At 63.6% G+C, this 17657-nt stretch carries 16 protein-coding genes; 6 read left to right on the forward strand and 10 right to left on the reverse strand.

Going from position 1 to position 17657, the window contains the following annotated elements; all coding sequences use genetic code 11:
* Window positions 1–20: 20 nt before the first annotated feature.
* The 3 genes from LB520_RS14025 to LB520_RS14035 form a co-directional block, all read right to left on the reverse strand.
* Window positions 21–899: an alpha/beta fold hydrolase gene (locus LB520_RS14025; protein ID WP_224637880.1), complete on the reverse strand. Its 879-nt coding sequence runs from the start codon at window positions 897–899 to the stop codon at window positions 21–23.
* A gap of 154 nt (window positions 900–1053) precedes the next feature.
* The gene (locus LB520_RS14030; protein ID WP_411969885.1) at window positions 1054–1755 is read right to left on the reverse strand and encodes a class I SAM-dependent methyltransferase; all 702 of its coding nucleotides are present in this window, start codon (window positions 1753–1755) and stop codon (window positions 1054–1056) included.
* Entirely contained in the window at window positions 1752–3701 is a 1950-nt protein-coding gene (locus LB520_RS14035) for a long-chain fatty acid--CoA ligase (protein ID WP_224637881.1), read from the reverse strand. Before LB520_RS14035 ends, LB520_RS14030 begins: the two co-directional genes overlap by 4 nt.
* 457 nt (window positions 3702–4158) lie before the next feature.
* Between LB520_RS14035 and LB520_RS14040 the strand changes: the two genes are divergently transcribed.
* The 5 genes from LB520_RS14040 to LB520_RS14060 are packed head-to-tail and all read left to right on the forward strand — an operon-like array spanning window position 4159 to window position 9397.
* A complete protein-coding gene (locus tag LB520_RS14040) occupies window positions 4159–5757 on the forward strand; it encodes an ABC transporter substrate-binding protein (RefSeq protein WP_095766043.1) in 1599 nt (532 codons plus the stop codon).
* 51 nt (window positions 5758–5808) lie between these two features.
* Entirely contained in the window at window positions 5809–6816 is a 1008-nt protein-coding gene (locus LB520_RS14045) for an ABC transporter permease subunit (protein WP_140629740.1), read from the forward strand.
* Complete coding sequence (locus LB520_RS14050) at window positions 6817–7725, forward strand: ABC transporter permease subunit (protein ID WP_095766042.1); 909 nt, start codon at window positions 6817–6819, stop codon at window positions 7723–7725.
* The gene (locus LB520_RS14055; RefSeq protein WP_095766041.1) at window positions 7725–8576 is read left to right on the forward strand and encodes an ABC transporter ATP-binding protein; all 852 of its coding nucleotides are present in this window, start codon (window positions 7725–7727) and stop codon (window positions 8574–8576) included. Before LB520_RS14050 ends, LB520_RS14055 begins: the two co-directional genes overlap by 1 nt.
* A complete protein-coding gene (locus LB520_RS14060; protein ID WP_224602721.1) occupies window positions 8573–9397 on the forward strand; it encodes a dipeptide ABC transporter ATP-binding protein in 825 nt (274 codons plus the stop codon). Before LB520_RS14055 ends, LB520_RS14060 begins: the two co-directional genes overlap by 4 nt.
* A 208-nt stretch (window positions 9398–9605) precedes the next feature.
* Here LB520_RS14060 and LB520_RS14065 read toward each other — a convergent pair whose 3' ends face one another.
* The 5 genes from LB520_RS14065 to LB520_RS14085 all read right to left on the reverse strand — a co-directional run bounded on the left by LB520_RS14065 (window position 9606) and on the right by LB520_RS14085 (window position 14830).
* On the reverse strand, window positions 9606–10892 hold the full coding sequence (locus LB520_RS14065) for a cysteine desulfurase-like protein (protein WP_224637882.1): 1287 nt from the start codon (window positions 10890–10892) through the stop codon (window positions 9606–9608).
* 43 nt (window positions 10893–10935) lie between these two features.
* Complete coding sequence (locus LB520_RS14070) at window positions 10936–11610, reverse strand: amino acid ABC transporter permease (RefSeq protein ID WP_095766038.1); 675 nt, start codon at window positions 11608–11610, stop codon at window positions 10936–10938.
* 216 nt (window positions 11611–11826) lie between these two features.
* Window positions 11827–12624 (reverse strand): ABC transporter substrate-binding protein, encoded by a 798-nt coding sequence (locus LB520_RS14075; protein ID WP_140543112.1) that lies wholly within the window; start codon window positions 12622–12624, stop codon window positions 11827–11829.
* A gap of 73 nt (window positions 12625–12697) precedes the next feature.
* The gene (locus LB520_RS14080) at window positions 12698–13897 is read right to left on the reverse strand and encodes a pyridoxal phosphate-dependent aminotransferase (protein ID WP_224637883.1); all 1200 of its coding nucleotides are present in this window, start codon (window positions 13895–13897) and stop codon (window positions 12698–12700) included.
* A 117-nt stretch (window positions 13898–14014) separates the two neighbouring features.
* Complete coding sequence (locus tag LB520_RS14085; protein WP_224637884.1) at window positions 14015–14830, reverse strand: HpcH/HpaI aldolase family protein; 816 nt, start codon at window positions 14828–14830, stop codon at window positions 14015–14017.
* 120 nt (window positions 14831–14950) lie between these two features.
* Here LB520_RS14085 and LB520_RS14090 point away from each other — a divergent pair, with 120 nt between their 5' ends.
* A complete protein-coding gene (locus tag LB520_RS14090) occupies window positions 14951–16042 on the forward strand; it encodes an LLM class flavin-dependent oxidoreductase (RefSeq protein WP_224637885.1) in 1092 nt (363 codons plus the stop codon).
* On the opposite strand, the gene LB520_RS14095 is transcribed toward LB520_RS14090, so the two are convergent.
* Both LB520_RS14095 and LB520_RS14100 read right to left on the reverse strand, forming a co-directional pair.
* Window positions 16043–16438 (reverse strand): RidA family protein, encoded by a 396-nt coding sequence (locus tag LB520_RS14095; protein ID WP_224631665.1) that lies wholly within the window; start codon window positions 16436–16438, stop codon window positions 16043–16045. It abuts the gene before it with no gap.
* Window positions 16439–16467: 29 nt separating this feature from the next.
* Complete coding sequence (locus LB520_RS14100; protein ID WP_224637886.1) at window positions 16468–17616, reverse strand: acyl-CoA dehydrogenase family protein; 1149 nt, start codon at window positions 17614–17616, stop codon at window positions 16468–16470.
* Between the last annotated feature and the right edge of the window lie 41 nt (window positions 17617–17657).

Here is a 17657-nt window from a genome sequence, read left to right on the forward strand (position 1 = left end):
GATTTAGCGGAGAGCCGTGCTTACGGCAGCGTTCGCGAGAGGAAGTCGCGCACCAGCCGCAGGGCTTCCTCGAAATGTGTTTCCAACAACCAATGGCCGGCCTCGTCGAGGATGTGCAGTTCTGCATCCGGGAGGTCGCGCCGATAGGCGAGCGCCGACTGCTCGGGCATGTAGCCGTCCTGCGGTCCCCAGACGATCAGCGTCGGCGGACGGTGCTCGCGCAGATAGGATTGGTATCGCGGGAACCATTCGATGTTCTGCTCGAGCTTTTCCATCAGCCGGACCGACACCGCCTTCCGGATCGGTGTGTTCATGAGCGGCCAATGCAGCTTCCACAGATCCGGAGGGACGCGGCTGGCGACGTCCTCGGAGACCTCGCCGATGAACTCCTCGCGGAATCCCTCCTCGCTCACCGCCTCCTCGAGTGGACGGTGTCTCTCGACCGATTTATCCGCCCACCAGGCTTTGATCGTCTCGTATTTCGGCCCGAGCACGTCCTCGTAGATGTCGCCGTTCTGGATGATCAGCGCCGCGATCCTGTCGGGATGCGCTATCGCGTGACGGAGGCCGATCTGAGAACCGTAATCGTGGAGCCAGAGCGCATAACGCTCCAAATGCAGCGCATCGGCAACGTCAGCGAGAACGCCGGCATAGGCGTTGAAATCATAGTCGAACTCGGCGGGGTCCGGTGTGTCGCTGTAGCCGAATCCAGGCCAGTCGAATGCTACTGTTCGCCAGCGGTCGGCCAAGCCCGGCATCAGGCGTCTGAACTGGTAAGACGAGCACGGGTAGCCATGCGGCAAAAGAAGAACGGGAGCATCGGGCGGCCCTGCTTCCCGCAGAAATATCGTGTGGCCGCCGATCTTTGATCGACGGTGATTTGCGTCGTGGATTTCCATGACTGCTCCGTCTCTTCGTTAGAACTGGTAAAACGGGTTTAGCTGGTCCCTGTTCCGAGCTTTGCTTTCGGAACCATGAATAAGAAAGTGCTGTATGACCGGTGGCGCCCGAGGTGAGGCGAGGGGCAATTGCTGGGCTCCTCAGCCACCCTTTTTATCGGACAAAAGCGAACACCGCGCTGGGCCTGGGCTCGCTGCCGCCGTTTCCGCCGACATCCGGCACGTGATATTCGCCGAGCAGGCAAAGCCTCGGTCTCGGCAGCCAGGCGCGGCCGGGATCGCCGACCAGCACATCGATGCCGGAGGCGAGACAGCGGTCGAGGAACGGCATCATCCGCTGCCCGACATCCTGCGCGTAGAAGACGTCGCCGGCGAGCACCAGGTCGACCACCGGCGGGGGGCCGTCGGTGAGGTCCTCGTCGTGTATCTCGATGGCGACGCCGTTGGCTTGCGCATTGAGGCGGAGCGCCACGACGCCGTTGCGGTCGATCTCCGCTGCGATCACTGCGCTCGCGCCAGCTTTTGCCGCAGCGATGCCGACCAGTCCCGAGCCGCCGCCGAGGTCGAGCACGCGTTTGCCGGCTACGATCGACGGACGGTCGAGGATATAGCGCGCCAGCACGGTGCCGCCGGCCCAGGCATAGGCCCAGTAGGGCGGCTGTGGGTCAGGCCGGCTTCCGTCGCTCTCGTCTTCCGGTTCGAGCAGCCGCCGCAAGCCGCTGCCGGGATGCGCCTGGTAGAGTCGGACCTCCGGCACTGACGGTACCGGCGCCAGCCGCATGTTCGCCTTGATGAAGTCCGCCGGATCGAGCCGCTTGCCTCGCTCCTGTGCCTTGCCGGCGGAATAATCGCTCAAACCTGGTCCCGCAGCGCCCGCCGCAGGATCTTGCCGACCGGTGTCTTCGGCAACTCGGTGCGGAATTCGATGAATCTCGGCCGCTTGTAGCCGGTCAGGTTCTCGCGGCAATAGGCCATCAACGTCTCGACGGTGAGCGCCGGATCCTTCTTCACCACGAACAATTTAGGCACCTCGCCGGAATGCTCGTCCGGCACGCCGATGGCCGCCACTTCGAGCACGCCGGGGTGATGCGCCACCACCTCTTCCAGTTCGTTGGGATAAACGTTGAAGCCGGAGACCAGGATCATGTCCTTCTTGCGGTCGACGATCTTGGTGTAGCCGCGCTCGTCCATGAAGCCCATGTCGCCGGATTTGAAGAAGCCGTCCTTGGTCATTGCCTTGGCGGTCTCGTCGGGCCGGTTCCAGTAGCCGGCCATAACCTGGGGGCCGCGGATGCAGATCTCGCCCACTTCGCCGAGCGGCACGTTGTTGCCGTCGTCGTCCCGAATGGCGATCTCGGTCGAAGGCAGCGGCAGGCCGATCGTGCCGGTGAAATCGGCCGAGCTGAACTTGTTGGCGGTCGCCACCGGCGAGGTTTCGGAGAGCCCGTAGCCTTCGCTCACCGGACAGCCGGTCAGCGCCTTCCAGCGCTCCGCCACGCCCTTCTGCACCGCCATGCCGCCGCCCAGCGTCAGGATCAGCGGCTTGAAGTCCAGCTTGCGGAACTCCTCATTGTTGAGCAGCGCGTTGAACAGCGTGTTGAGGCCGGGGAAGATGTGCATCGGGTATTTCGCCAGTTCCTTGACGAAGCCCCGGATGTCGCGCGGGTTGGGGATCAGCACGTTCTGCGCGCCCTGCTGCATGCCCATCAGCGCGTTCACCGTCAGCGCGAAGATGTGATACAGCGGCAGCGCGCAGATGAAGTTGAGATGCGCCGGCTTCGGCTTGACCGTATAGGCGTCCTCCACCCACAGCGAATTCTGCGCGACGTTCGAAAGCACGTTGCGATGCAGCAGCACCGCACCCTTCGAGACGCCGGTGGTGCCGCCCGTATATTGCAGGAAGGCGATGTCGTCGCCGGAGACCGTCGGCGGCTTGAAGGCGATGCTCGCGCCGGTCTTGAGCACGGCGTTGAATTTGACATGGCCGGGCAGCGACCATGCCGGAACCATCTTCTTAACCCGTCGCACCACGAGGTTGACGATGGCGCCCTTGAGTCCGCCCAGCATATCGCCCATGGCGGCGACGATGACATGCTTCACCGGCGTCCTGGCGATCACCGCCTGCAGCGTGCCGGCGAAGTTCTCGAGGATGACGATCGCCTGCGCGCCGGAATCCTTCAGCTGGTGTTCCAGCTCGCGCGGCGTGTAGAGCGGGTTCACGTTCACTACCGTATAGCCGGCGCGCAGTATGCCCATCATCGCCACCGGATATGGCAGCACGTTCGGCATCATCAGCGCCACGCGCGCGCCCTTCTCCAGGCCTCTCGCCTGCAGATAGGCGCCGAACGCGGCCGACAGCCGTTCGACCTCGGCATAGGTGATCGACTTGCCCATGCATACGAAAGCCGGCCGCCCGGCGAATTGCTTGCAGGCGCCGACGAGGAACTCGCCGATAGACTTGTAGGGCAGGGCGCCGATCTCGGCCGGCATGTTCTTGGGATAGCTTTTCAGCCACGGCTTTTCCGGCAGGCCGACAGTGAGCTCGGTGATCGCCTTCGGCAGGCTCTTCGAGGCAGGCTTCGCGTTGCCCGTCGCTGGCGCCGTCTTTGCGGCGGGCGACTTCGCGGCCGCTTTTCCGGCTTTTGCCGCCGCGGGCTTGGCAGCGGCCGGCTTTAGGGCTGACTTTGCGGTCGTCTTCGCCTTCGGTGCGGCTGCGGCCTTGGCAGTCTTGGGCGCATCGCTTGCGGCGGCGCCCTTGGCCTTTGCGTTCACCGGGGCTGTCGTCTTGGCTGCTTTTGCCACCTGTCTCTCCCTGTCGCCTTCGATCTCGGCGCCCGCTTCCAGGGAAGCGTCCTCCACGCCGTCGCGGATTTTCGGGAAATCCCGCCCATAGTCTATGTATTGCCTCTATCGGCGACGGTGCAAGCCTTGCCCCAGCGGCAGGGTGGGGAAAGATTTGCCGTCGAAATCTGATGATCCGGACACTTCCGCCGCATGTCCGGCGGCGGGCAGATCTCCGGCAGTCGGGGCTTGTCGGCTCGTTTTAACAGGTGGGCGATCAATAAAAAAATGCCGTCGTTAATAATGTTGTGAGCAGAAAAAACTACTCATTTTTTCTGCGGTTTGAGCAAACGCTAGATTCTTTTCCTGCTTCCCATGGGGTACGCAAACGAGGTGTTCCAAAGGCGAAGAAACGGTGCTTATATGCGCCCTTCGCGAGCCTGATAGAGGGGCTTGAGAGAACATCAGGGAGTGGTCAATGAAAAAGACAATGACTTTTGCAGCCGCGTTGCTGGCTGCAAGCGTCCTCAGCGGCATGGCCAGTGCTAAGACGCTCGTTTATTGCTCGGAAGCGTCGCCGGCCAATTTCGATCCGGGCACGACGACCGGCGGCAACGACTTCGACGCGTCTTCGCGCACCGTCTATTCCCGCCTGGTCGAATTCAAGCATGGTGGCACCGAGATCGAGCCCGGCCTGGCAGACAAGTGGGAAATCTCCGACGATGGCCTGGTCTATACTTTCCATCTGCATCCGGGCGTGAAGTTCCAGACCACCGACTATTTCAAGCCGACGCGCGACCTCAACGCCGATGACGTCGTCTTCTCCTTCGATCGCCAGTTCAACAAGCAGAATCCGTGGAACGGCGACAAGTATCTGCCGAACCTCACCTGGGACTATTACACCGGCATGGACATGCCGAAATACGTCGCCAAGTGGGAAAAGGTCGATGACCTCACCGTCAAGCTGACGCTGACCGAGCCGAACGCGCCGATGCTGGCCAATCTCGGCATGGATTTCGCCTCGATCGTGTCGAAGGAATATGCCGACCAGCTCCAGAAGGACGGCAAGATGGCCGACTTCTCGACCAAGCCGGTCGGCACCGGCCCGTTCCAGTTCGTCGACTACCAGCTGGATTCGGTCATCCGCTATGCTGCCAATCCCGACTACTTCAAGGGCAAGGAAAAAATCGACGATCTCGTCTTCGCCATCACGCCTGACGCGACCGCCCGCATCCAGAAGGTGCTCGCCGGCGAATGCGACGTCGCGCCCTATCCGAACCCGGCCGACATCGCCACCATCAAGACCAACAAGGACGTGACGCTGATGGATCAGGCCGGCCTGAACATCGGCTATATGAGCTACAACACCACGATCCCGCCGCTCGACAAGCCGGAAGTGCGCCATGCGCTCAACCAGGCGATCGACCGGGAGGCCCTGATAAAGTCGCTGTTCCAGGATGCCGGCGCGACGCCCGCCGAGAACCTCATCCCGCCGACCATGTGGTCGTGGAACAAGGACGTGAAGACCGATACCTACAATCCGGAAGCGGCCAAGAAGGTTCTCGCCGATGCCGGCCTGAAGGAAATCCAGCTCTGGGCTGCCGACCGCGTTCGTCCTTACAATCCGAACTTCCAGCGCGCGGCTGAGCTGATCCAGGCCGACTGGGCCAAAGTCGGCGTCAAGGCGAACATCGTCAACTACGAGTGGACGAAGTATCGCGAGGAAGGCAAGAAGAAGGACCGTCCCGGCGCCTTCCAGATCGGCTGGACCGGCGACAATGGCGATCCGGACAATTTCTTCGCCACTCTCTTCGCCTGCTCGGCCATCGGCGTCTCGAACTACTCCAGCTGGTGCGACAAGGATTTCGAGGACCTGATCCAGAAGGCCAAAAAGACCAGCGACCAGGCCGAGCGCACCAAGCTCTATGAGCAGGCGCAGGTGATCTTCGCTAAGCAAGCGCCCGCTTTCCTGCTGGCTCACAGCCAGGTTTACGCGGTCGTTCGCAATAATGTCACCGGCTTCAAGATGGACCCGCTCGGCATTCACCGTTTCGACGGCGTTGACAAGTCCGAGTAATATTGCGAACGGGGCGGCGCAACTTCCAGAGCCGCCCCGTTCCATTTGATGATGCTCCGATATCTTCTCAACAAAATCGCCCTCCTGATTCCGACCCTGGTCGGCATCACCATCTGTGCCTTCGCCTTTGTCCGGCTGCTGCCGGGCGATCCGATCCTCGCTATGGCCGGCGAGCATGGCGTCGCCCCCGCCCGCTACGAAGAGCTCAAGCAACAGTTCGGCTACAATCTGCCGATCTGGGAGCAGTATGCGCGCTATGTGGGTGAGGTCGCCACCGGCGATTTCGGCGTTTCCATCTCGTCCAAGCGGCCGGTCCTCGAGGAATTCAAGACGCTCTTCCCGGCGACGCTGGAACTGTCCTTCTTCGCCATGATCTTCGCCATGGTGATCGGCATTCCCGCCGGCATTTTTGCCGCCGTCAAGCGCGGCTCATGGTTCGACCAGTCGCTGATGGGCACGGCCCTTGTCGGTTACTCCATGCCGATCTTCTGGTGGGGCCTGCTGCTCATCATCTTCTTCTCGGGCTATCTCGGCTGGACGCCGGTCTCGGGCCGCATCGGCCTGCAGTTCTTTTTCAAGCCGATCACCGGCTTCATGACCGTCGACAGCCTGCTCTATGGCAAGTGGGATGCATTCCGCTCCGCGCTTAGCCATCTCGTCCTGCCGGCGATCGTGCTCGGCACCATTCCGCTGGCAGTGATCGCGCGCCAGACGCGCTCGGCCATGCTCGAGGTGCTGGGCGAGGACTATGTCCGCACCGCGCGCGCCAAGGGCCTTTCAGCAGCGCGCGTCATCGGCGTGCATGCCCTTCGCAACGCGCTTATCCCGGTCGTCACCACCATCGGCCTGCAGGTCGGCACGCTGCTTGCGGGCGCCATCCTCACCGAGACCATCTTCGCCTGGCCGGGCATCGGCAAGTGGATGGTCGATTCCATCTTCAAGCGCGACTATGTCGTCGTGCAGTCGGGTCTGCTTTTGATCGCGCTCATCGTCATGGCGGTGAACCTCATCGTCGATGTGCTCTATGCCGTCATCAACCCACGCATCAGGGCGGCATAAATGACCCAGACCGAAATCGCCCCGATGGCCGCCGGCAGCCCGGATCGGCTCACAGGCCTCAAGACCTTCTGGCACTATTTCTCCGTGAACCGCGGCGCCGTCATCGGCCTGTTCGTCTTTCTCCTTTTGGTGCTCGCCGCGCTGTTCGCGCCGCTGCTCGCGCCTTATGCGCCCGACGTCCAGGACAAGACCGCGTTTCTGCGGCCCCCCGCCTGGCAGGCCGGCGGCTCGACGCAATATCTGCTCGGCACCGACCCGGTCGGCCGCGACATCCTCTCGCGCCTTCTCTACGGCGCGCGCTTCTCGCTGCTGATCGGCGCCGTGGTGGTCACGCTGGCGCTCACCGGCGGCATCACGCTCGGCCTGCTGGCCGGCTATTTCCGCGGCTGGGTCGACGTTGCGATCATGCGCGTCATGGACCTGATCCTGGCCTTTCCGTCGCTGCTCCTGGCGCTGGTGCTTGTCACCATTCTCGGCCCGGGCCTGTTCAACGCCATGCTGGCGATCGCCTTGGTCCTGCAGCCGCATTTCGCCCGCCTGGTGCGTGCCGCCGTGATGGCCGAGAAGAGCCGCGAATATGTCGTGGCGGCGAAGGTCGCCGGCGCCGGCCATCTGCGGCTGATGCTCGCCACCATCCTGCCCAACTGCCTTGCGCCTTTGATCGTCCAGGGCACGTTGTCCTTCTCCAACGCTATCCTGGAAGCCGCAGCCCTCGGCTTCCTTGGTCTCGGCGCCCAGCCGCCGACGCCGGAATGGGGCACCATGCTTGCCACGGCGCGCGAATTCATCCTGCGCGCCTGGTGGGTGGTGACCTTCCCGGGTCTCGCCATCCTCATCACCGTGCTTGCCATCAACCTCGTCGGCGACGGGCTGCGCGATGCCCTCGATCCCAAGCTCAGGAGGTCGTGATGGCGCTGCTCGACATCCAGAACCTCGTCGTCGAATTCCAGACCGCGTCCGGTCCGTTCCGCGCCGTCGACGGCGTCTCGCTCCATGTCGACGAGCGCGAGGTGCTCGCCATCGTCGGCGAATCCGGCTCCGGCAAGTCGGTGTCGATGCTGGCCGTGATGGGCCTGCTTCCATGGACCGCGACCGTCACCGCCGACCGCATGGCCTTCAACGGCCGCGATCTGTTGAAGATCGACCCGGCCGACCGCCGCAAGATCATCGGCAAGGACATTGCCATGATCTTCCAGGAGCCGGTCGCCAGCCTCAATCCCTGCTTCACCGTCGGCTTCCAGATCGAGGAAGTGCTGCGCTTCCACATGGGCATGGACAAGGCCGAGCGCCGGGCGCGCGCCATCGAGCTTTTCAAGCAGGTCGGCATTCCGGAACCGGAGGAGCGGCTGAATTCCTTCCCGCACCAGATGTCGGGCGGCCAGTGCCAGCGCGTCATGATCGCCATGGCGATCGCCTGCAATCCGAAGCTGTTGATCGCCGACGAGCCGACCACCGCGCTCGACGTCACCATCCAGAAGCAGATCCTCGACCTGCTGGTCTCGCTGCAGGCCAAATACGGCATGGGCCTGATCATGATCACCCACAATATGGGCGTGGTTGCCGAAACCGCCGACCGCGTCATCGTCCAGTACAAGGGCCGCAAGATGGAAGAGGCCGACGTGCTGTCGCTCTTTGAATCGCCGAAGAGCAACTATACGCGCGCGCTGCTCTCGGCGCTGCCGGAGAACGCCGTCGGCGACCGGCTGCCGACCGTCTCCGACATGCTCTTCGAGCCCGCACCTTCAGGAGCCGGCGCATGACCAAGGTCGTCGAAGGCAAGGACATCAAGCGCGACTACCATGTCGGCGGCGGCCTGTTCCGCGGCGCGCGCACCGTACATGCGGTGAAGGGCGTGTCCTTCAGCGTCGAGAAGGGCAAGACGCTTGCCGTCGTCGGCGAGAGCGGCTGCGGCAAGTCCACGCTCGCCCGCATCATCACGCTGATCGATCCGGCCACCTCAGGCGAGCTCTTCATCGACGGCAACAAGGTCGATATCGCCAGGGACGGGCTCACTAAGGAAATGCGCCGCAAGGTGCAGATCGTGTTCCAGAATCCTTATGGCTCGCTCAATCCCCGCCAGAAGATCGGCGACGTGCTGGGCGAGCCGTTGCTCATCAACACCGACAAGCCTGCCGAAGAGCGGCGCGACCTGTCGATGAAAATGCTGAAGAAGGTCGGTCTCGGACCCGAGCACTACAACCGCTACCCGCATATGTTCTCGGGCGGCCAGCGCCAGCGCATCGCCATTGCCCGGGCGCTGATGCTGAACCCGAGCCTCCTGGTGCTCGACGAGCCGGTCTCGGCGCTCGACCTCTCCGTGCAGGCGCAGGTGCTGAACCTGCTTGCCGACCTGCAGGACGAGTTCCAGCTGACCTATGTCTTCATCAGCCACGACCTCTCGGTGGTCCGCTATATCGCCGACGACGTGATGGTCATGTATTTCGGCGAAGCCGTCGAATACGGTCCGCGCGACGAGGTCTTCTCCGACCCCAAGCACGCCTATACCAAGACGCTCTTCGCCGCGACGCCGCGCGCCGACATCGCCAGCATCAAGGCGCGGCTGGCGAAGAAGGCGGCGTAGGCCTCCTGCTTCGTCATTCTAGGGCGGAGCGCCGCGAAGCGGCGCGAAGACCCTAGAATCCATGCCGGTACCTCAGCCGAAGAATGCAGCGGAGTAGAATTTCTGCACCGTGAGCGGCGCTCTCACGTCACGGAATGGATCCTCGGGTCTGCGCGCGTCGCTTCGCTCCTTGCTTCGCCCGTGGATGACGACGCGGAGGTGGTCGGGATCACCGCAACTTCGCAATAATCGCCCGCAGCGCTTCCCCAAAACGGTGCACCTCTTCCACCGTGTTGTAATGCACCAGCGAGGCACGAATGGCGCCGCTGTCCATCGACAGATTCAGCCGCTTCATCAGCCGCGGCGCATACATGTGGCCGTCGCGTATGCCGATCTGCATGGCGGCCATCTCCTCGACGATCCGCTGCGGCGACAGCTTGCCGATGTTGAAGCAGAAGGTCGGCACGCGCTCGGTGATGCGCGCCTCTTCAGCGACGCCGTAGATCGTGGCATTGCAATCCCTCAGCACCTTCAGCATTGCGCGCGCCAGCATCAGCTCATAATCGCGGATGGCGTTCATGCCGGCGACGATGTTGTCGCGGCGCGAGCGGTTGTTTTCGGGAAGGAAGTTGCGGCCGATCGATTCCAGATAGCGCACCGCCGCGTCCATGCCGGAGACGTTCTCGTAGATGAAGGTGCCGGCTTCGACCTTGTAGGGCGGCTCGTCGGGAATGAAGTCCTCGCGGAAGGTCGGCAGCCGCTTCAGCGTGTCGAAGCGGCCCCATAGGAAGCCCATATGCGGCGAGAAATTCTTGTAGCCGGAGCAGACGAGATAGTCGCACTGCCAGGCCTGCACGTCGATCAGCCCATGCGGGCCGTAATGCACGCAATCCAGGAACACTTCGGCGCCGGCCGCATGCGCGATCCTGGCCACCGCGGCGACGTCGACGATCGAGCCGATCGAGTGCGCCGTCACCGTGCAGGCGACGAGGCGCGTGCACTCCGACACCAGCGGCTTGAGGTCGTCGACATGCAGATTGCCGTCCTCGCGCATGCGCCACCATTTGAACTTGGCGCCGGCGGATTCCAGCGTCAGCCAAGTGGCGATGTTGGCGTCGTGATCCATGTCGGTAACGACGATCTCGTCGCGCCCCCCAGGATCTTTCGCGAGCATCTGGCCGATGCCGAGGCTGACCAGGCGGATGAACGAGGTGGCGTTCAAGCCGAAGCAGATTTCGGACGGGCTATAGGCATTGATCAACAGCGCCACACTCTCGCGTGCGTCGGCGACCGACTGATCGACGGTGACGCTGCGGCCATAGCGGCCGCCGCGCTGCACATTGTGTGAAACCAGATGATTGGTCACGGCATCCAGCACGCTTTGCGGGATCTGCGCGCCGGCGGCATTGTCGAGGAAGATGAAGTCGCCCGCCTGTTGAAGCGCCGGAAACATGGCGCGGATCTTCTCGACCGGGAACGCGGCGGCGTTGGTATTGTCGGACTGGTGCTTGTTCACGGGCAGGCTCCTGCGGGGGACTTGGACGATCGGTGGACGGGGTTCAGCGCGTCTTCTCGGTCTGGAAGCGGCGCTCGAGCAGGCTGACGAGGCGCACCATCGGCCAGAGGAAGATGAGGTAGACAAGCGCCGCGCCGATCAGCGGCGAGGGATTGGCGTAGAGCGACTGCGCATTGGTCGCTTCCTTGAGCAGCTCCGGCAGTGCCACGGTCGAGGCGAGCGAGGTGTCCTTGAACATCGAGACGCAGTTGCTGGTCATCGGCGGGATGACCACGCGGATCGCCTGCGGCAGCACGACCTTGCGCAGGGTCAGCATGAACGGCAGGCCAAGCGCCTGCGCCGCCTCGAACTGGCCGCGCGGAATGCTTTCGATGCCGGAGCGAAATACCTCGGCCGAGTAAGCCGACATGATGATGGCGAAAGCCGTCACGGCGGACGCCCAGGATGACAGGCGTATGCCGAGGAAGGGCAGCGCGTAGTAGATCAGGATCAAAACCACCAGCACCGGCAAAGCGCGAAAGATGTCGGTGTAGCCGACTGCGAGCAGCCGCAGCGGCTTCGGCGCATAGAGCCGCACGAGGCTGATCGCCAGCCCCGCCGCTATGCCGATGACGATGCTCATCACCCCAAGCAGCAGCGTGTTGAGAAAGCCGCGCAGCAGCGCCGGCAGGCTGGCTGCAATAACGCCGGGATTGAAGAAGGTGTCGATCAGCGACATGGGAGCGTTCCCGAACCGTTTTACGTCCAGAGCAATTCCACGAAAAGTGCGAAACGGCTTTTCGTCCGCAATTGCATCAATCAAGGAGACAGACGCCAGAGCCGCGCACCGACACCGATTTTGCCGCACCGGCTTCGGCGATGGCAGGGCTCATGGGAGAAAAAAACGGACGTGCCGGCCTCTCGCGCCGGCACGTCCTGTTGTGTTCGTCGCCGCTCAGGCCTTGGGCAGCGGCATTTCCTTGACCGTGGAGGAGTCCGCCGGAGCATCGCTGTCGAACCACTTCTTGTGGATCGCGGCCAGCGTCCCGTCCTTCTTCATCGCGGTCAGCGCGTCGTTCAGCTTGCCGAGCAGCGGGTGGTCCTTGGTCATCATCAGGCCGTATTGTTCACCGGTCTTGATGCGCTGCTTGACGACGAGGTCCTTCATCTTCTTGAAGGAATATTGCATGCCGGGGATATCGCTGACGGCGGCATCGACGCGGCCGGCGCTGAGGTCGAGCAACAGGTTCTGCTGCGTGTCATAGCCCTTCACGTCGCTGAAGCCGTCGGCCTGCTGATGGTCCTTGACCCAGGTTTCGCCGGTGGAACCGGAAAGCACGCCGACGACCTTGCCCTTGAGGTCCGCCTCGGTGCTGATCGGGCTGTCGGCCTTGGTGGCGATGCCCATGTCGGAGTCATAATAGGGCTGCGTGAAGGATTGCGACTTCAGCCGCTCCTGCGTGATGGTGATCGAGGAGATGGCGACGTCAATGCGCTTGGAGGTGGTAGCGGCGAACAGCGCCTGGAACCCGAGATCGGCGATGTCGGTGGTCATGCCGATGCGCTTGGCCGCCTCGTTGACGATGTCGACCTCGAAACCCTCGAAGGTGCCGCTCTCGTTCTTGTATTCGAAAGGCGGATTGGTCGGGTAAGCGCCGACATTGAGCACATCCGCGGCGTAAGCGGTGGCGGGGCCGGCGGCGATGCCGATAGCGGCGGCCATGAGAAGCAGGTTGCGACGAGTAAAGCTCATTTCTGTTCCCTCTGTTGTTGAACGGGCGGGTTTTCCCCGCACGGCTTTTTGCCGCCCCGCTTCCGGCAGGGCGTCAATTCATTGCGGCGGTCATGCGTTGAAGCGCCGTTTCTATCTGGCTGGTGTCGCGGCACACGCACATGCGCAGGAACGCCGCAGCCGAATTTCCGAACAGGTGACCGGGCGCAAGCCCGACCCGCGCCGTCTCCAGAATGCGGGCGCAGGCGCGGCGCGCGTCGTTCTCGCCTTCCAGGGCGAAGAACGCATACATGCCGCCGCGCGGCTTGGTCGGCAGGATGGTGCCTGGGATTTGCGCCAGCCGGTCATAGGCGAGGTCGAGGCCTATGCTGATCCGCTGCCTGATTTCCTCGACCAGCGGCTCGCCCTGGCGGATCGCCGCGACGGCGCCGGCCTGGATCGGCGCGGCGGTGCCGCTGTTGACATATTGCGTCATCGCGCCGAGCTGGTCGGCAACGCCCGACGGATGCGTCAGCCAGCCGACGCGCCAGCCGGTCATCGCCCAAGCCTTCGAGAAACTGTTGACCGACAGAACCCTGTCTCCATCCTCGGCGATCTGCAGGATGGAAGGGGCGACGTCGCCCTCGAGATAGAGCCGGCCGTAGACCTCGTCGGAGATGATCCAGATGCCGGTGCGCCTGCTGAAGTCGAGCAGCGCCTGCATCTCCTCGCGCGTCGCGGTCCAGCCGGTCGGATTGGACGGCGTCGACAGGAAGATCGCGCGGGTGCGCGCATCGCAGCTTGCAAACAATCGGTCGAGATCGAGTTGCCAGTCGCCCTTGAAGTCGAGCGAGAACGGGCGCGGCTCGCCGCCGATCAGATGGATGGCGTTGTGGGTGTTGGGCCATTGCGGCGCGACATAGACGACGTTGGTGCCGGCATCGACCAGCAGTTCCAGCGCCAGATAGAGCGCCTGCATGCCGCCCGGCGTCACCGTGGTCCGCGCGATCGGGATCGAGCGGCCGTGGATGCGCGTCTGGTATTCTGAAAGCGCCTCGTTCAGCGGGCCGTGCCCACGCATGTTGGGAACGTAGAAGGTCAGGCCTTCGTCGAAGGCGGCCTTCGCCGCGTCGCGGATGAAGGCTGGCGTCACCATATCGCCTTCGCCGTACCAGAGCGCGATGACATCGCCGAGTTCCCGCGCGCGAACCGCGAGGTTGGCGATGTTTTCGGTGTGCAGATCGCGAATCTGGGCACGCACGCCATCGAAGGCATAGCGCGCGCTGGACGATGAATGGGGCAATATGAACGACAAGGACCGAACCCCTCCCACCCGGAACACTGCGATGGACCGGAAAAGCCCCTCCAGCCGGACAGTCGCGATCTTGATGCTATCCAAAGTACGGCGCTTTTCAAGGCGAAAGTTTTAAGCTTAAAGTTTGGCGACACTGTGCCTTGCCGATACGCTCTTTCGCCTAGCCGGCCCCTGCGCCAGTTCGGCGCGGGCGGCGGTGCCGTTGGCCGCGGCCCCGGCACCGAGAAACATCGTGTCGCTTGCCAGCACGAAGAAACTCGCGCCGATGGCTGCCCATCGGCTGACGGTCTGTGCGCTGGCGCAAAATAAGCCGGCAGTCCTGCCATGTGCGATCGTCATTCGAATGATTGTTCCGATCGCCTCGGCGAGCTTGTCCGCGCCTGCCGGGCCGACAGCGTCGATCGACACCGAGAGATCGCCAGGGCCGACGAAGACCACGTCGACGCCGTCGACCGCCGCGATCGCTTCGATATTGGCCAGTCCCTCCGATGTCTCAACCTGGACCGCGACGATCGTTTGGTTGTTGGCGGAGGCAAGATATTCGGGAATACGATAGCCATAGCCCGCGGCCCGGCCGGGACCGACACCGCGCGCGCCTTGCGGCGGATAGCGCGAGGCCTTCACCGCCATTGCGGCCTGCTCCGCTGTCGAGACGCGCGGCACGAGCACGCCTTGCGCGCCGCTGTCCAGCGCCGCCTGAATGGCTTCCGGCGCATGGCCGGGAACCCGGACCATAGCCGGCACGCGATGCACGTCGGCTGCTCGCACCATGGCCTCGATCATGTCGCGCGAGATCTGCGCGTGCTCCCAGTCGATGCAGAGGAAATCGAGGCCGGACAGCGCCATGACCTCGACGGCGACCGGATGGGGAATGGCGGCGAATGACCCGATAAGGTTCGTCTTGCCGATGCACTTCTGGCGGAACTCGCTCATGCCATCCCCTTTTTGAGTTGCCCAATGCATACCCGCAAACGACGGCGAGGCGAAGCTATTTCAGGCTTGAAATATTTTCACGCCGGCCTAGCGTGTGGCGTCCCGCCGCGAGTTTCCGAGATGATCAAAGCCCATCCCCTGCACGGCCCGAACAGACTGAAGCTCGGCGTCTTCTCGGCCAATGCCGATGGCGGGCTTGCCATCACCGACGTGCCGGAACGCTGGACCGCGAGCTGGCAGGATAATCTGACGGCGGCGCAGATAGCCGACCGCGCCGGGCTCGAATTCATGCTGCCGATCGCGCGCTGGCGCGGTTTCGGCGGCCGCAACAGGGTCCGCGAATTCTCCTTCGAGACCTTCACTTGGGCGGCGGCGCTCGCGGCCGTGACCGAGCAGATCGGCCTGTTCATGACGGTGCATGTGCCGCTGGTGCATCCACTCTACGCCGCCAAGGCGCTGGCGACGGTCGACCACATCAGCCAGGGCCGCGCCGGGCTCAACATCGTTTGCGGCTGGAACCCGAAGGAATTCGGAATGTTCGGCACGCCGTTGGTCGAGAAGGGCTATGACCAGGCGGCGGAATGGATTGAAATCCTCGAGCGGCTCTATGCATCGAGCGAGCCTCTCGACTATGAAGGCGCTTATTATCGGCTGAAGGAGGCGGTGAGCCGGCCGGCCAGTCTTCAGGTTCCGCGGCCGGTGACGATGAATGCCGCTTTCGGCGGCCCGGGCCGGGATTTCGCCGCCGCCAGATGCGACTATCTGTTCACGACCTTTTCCGAGATGAACGATGCCGGCAAGCATGTCGCCGACATCGGTGAGCGCGCCGACAAGGCGGGCCGCGATGTCGGCGTCTATACGGTTGCGCATGTCGTCTGCCGCCCGACGGTGGAAGAGGCGCAGGCCTATTACACGCGCTACGCCGTCACGATGGCCGATCACGAAGCCGTCGACGCCCATATGGCCGGCAAGAAGGAATTCTCCCAGTCGCACGATCCGCACGCCTATGATCTCTATCGGCAGCGCTTTGCCGGCGGCGCCGGCACTTATCCATTGATCGGAACCCCTGAAAAGATTGCCGCCGATATGGTCGCCATTGCCGGGCATGGCTACCAGGGCATCGCGTTGTCCTTCGTCAACTACACCCAGGAACTGCCCTATTTCTGCGACCATGTTCTGCCGCTGCTGCGGCAGGCCGGGCTTCGCGAGTAACTACTCGGGGATAACAGCCGTCGCCTGAATCTCCACCTTGGCACGGTCCTCGACCAGCGCCACCACTTGCATGGCCGCCATCGCCGGAAAATGCCGTCCGATCACGTCGCGATAGACCTCGCCGATGCCCTTGAGGTTGCCGACATACTCGGCCTTGTCGGTAAAGTACCAAGTCATCGAGGTGATGTGCCGCGGCTCGCCGCCGGCTTCGGCGAGCACGGCAACGATGTTGGCGAGCGTCTGGCGCACCTGGCCGACGAAGTCGTCGGTCTCGAACCGGCATTCGGCATTCCATCCGACCTGGCCGCCGATAAAGACGAGCCGGCCATGCGCGGCCACACCATTGGCGTAGCCGATCGGTTTGGCCCAGCCTTCCGGCTGCAGGATGGTGTGCATGTCCAGTTCCCCCTGGTTCAAACTCGTTGTCACGCCCCGCCCATCACCTGCCTGGCGATGACCACCTTCTGCACGTCCGAGGCGCCCTCATAGATGCGCAACGCCCGGATCTCGCGATAGAGGCTCTCGATGATGTGTCCCTTGCGCACGCCATCGCCGCCATGCAGTTGCACCGCCTTGTCGATCACCTCCTGCGCCTTGTCGGTGGCGAAGAGCTTGGCCATCGCGGCCTCGCGCGTCACCCGCGCGGCGCCCATGTCCTTGGTCCAGGCGGCGCGGTAGATGAGGAGCGCAGCCGCGTCGACATCCAGCGCCATGTCGGAGAGGTGACCCTGCACCATCTGCAGTTCCGCCATCGGCGCGCCGAACAGTTTTCGCTCGGCCGCGCGTTTGATGCTTTCGTCCAGCGCGCGCCGCGCGAAGCCGAGGGCCGCCGCGCCGACCGTCGAGCGGAACACGTCGAGCACCGACATGGCGACGCGGAAACCGTCGCCCGGCTCGCCGATCAGGCCGGAAGCCGGAATGCGGACATTATCGAAGGAGAGCCGCGCCAGAGGGTGAGGGGCGATGACCTCGAGCCGCTCGGCGACGCTGAGCCCCTTCGTCTCCGCCGGCACGACGAAAGCGGAAATCCCCTTGGCGCCGGGCGCCTCGCCGGTGCGGGCGAACACCACGTAGAGGTCTGCGATGCCGCCATTGGAGATCCAGGTCTTTTCGCCCGAGAGCAGATAGTCGCCGCCTTCGCGGACAGCGGTCATTTCCATATTGGCGACATCCGACCCCGAGCGTGGCTCGGAGAGCGCAAAGGCGGAGATCGCTTGGCCGGTCCGCGTCTTCTCCAGCCAGCGCTGCTGGTCCGGCGTGCCGAACAGCGTGATCGCGCCGGTGCCCAGCCCCTGCATGGCGAAGGCGAAATCGGCGAGTCCGTCGTGGCGGGCAAGCGTCTCGCGCGTGATGCAGAGCGTGCGCACATCGAGCGGTCCGGGTTTGGCCGGGTCGAGCGCCGTCGGCTTCAGCCACCCGTCGCGGCCGAGCATCGCCACGAGATCGCGGCAGGCGGCGTCGACATCGTGGTGGTCGACGGGAAGGTTTTGTTGGCACCAGGCTTCGAGACGCTCGGCAAGTTGGCGGTGGCGATCTTCGAAGAAGGGCCACGAGAGGAAGGTGCGGTCAGGCATTTGCACCTCCGCAGTGCTTAGGGCGTTGCGCTCTACGGCGC

The organism is Mesorhizobium sp. CA12, assembly GCF_020165255.1.
Lineage (GTDB): Bacteria > Pseudomonadota > Alphaproteobacteria > Rhizobiales > Rhizobiaceae > Mesorhizobium.

What these genes read in the sequence shown, in the direction of transcription:
- LB520_RS14075 (WP_140543112.1), bottom strand. Translation starts at nt 12,624, where the DNA reads ATGAGCTTTACTCGTCGCAACCTGCTTCTCATGGCCGCCGCTATCGGC.
- LB520_RS14045 (WP_140629740.1), top strand. Translation starts at nt 5,809, where the DNA reads ATGCTCCGATATCTTCTCAACAAAATCGCCCTCCTGATTCCGACCCTG.
- LB520_RS14025 (WP_224637880.1), bottom strand. Translation starts at nt 899, where the DNA reads ATGGAAATCCACGACGCAAATCACCGTCGATCAAAGATCGGCGGCCAC.
- LB520_RS14055 (WP_095766041.1), top strand. Translation starts at nt 7,725, where the DNA reads ATGGCGCTGCTCGACATCCAGAACCTCGTCGTCGAATTCCAGACCGCG.
- LB520_RS14040 (WP_095766043.1), top strand. Translation starts at nt 4,159, where the DNA reads ATGAAAAAGACAATGACTTTTGCAGCCGCGTTGCTGGCTGCAAGCGTC.
- LB520_RS14090 (WP_224637885.1), top strand. Translation starts at nt 14,951, where the DNA reads ATGATCAAAGCCCATCCCCTGCACGGCCCGAACAGACTGAAGCTCGGC.
- LB520_RS14095 (WP_224631665.1), bottom strand. Translation starts at nt 16,438, where the DNA reads ATGCACACCATCCTGCAGCCGGAAGGCTGGGCCAAACCGATCGGCTAC.
- LB520_RS14060 (WP_224602721.1), top strand. Translation starts at nt 8,573, where the DNA reads ATGACCAAGGTCGTCGAAGGCAAGGACATCAAGCGCGACTACCATGTC.
- LB520_RS14100 (WP_224637886.1), bottom strand. Translation starts at nt 17,616, where the DNA reads ATGCCTGACCGCACCTTCCTCTCGTGGCCCTTCTTCGAAGATCGCCAC.
- LB520_RS14070 (WP_095766038.1), bottom strand. Translation starts at nt 11,610, where the DNA reads ATGTCGCTGATCGACACCTTCTTCAATCCCGGCGTTATTGCAGCCAGC.
- LB520_RS14050 (WP_095766042.1), top strand. Translation starts at nt 6,817, where the DNA reads ATGACCCAGACCGAAATCGCCCCGATGGCCGCCGGCAGCCCGGATCGG.
- LB520_RS14085 (WP_224637884.1), bottom strand. Translation starts at nt 14,830, where the DNA reads ATGAGCGAGTTCCGCCAGAAGTGCATCGGCAAGACGAACCTTATCGGG.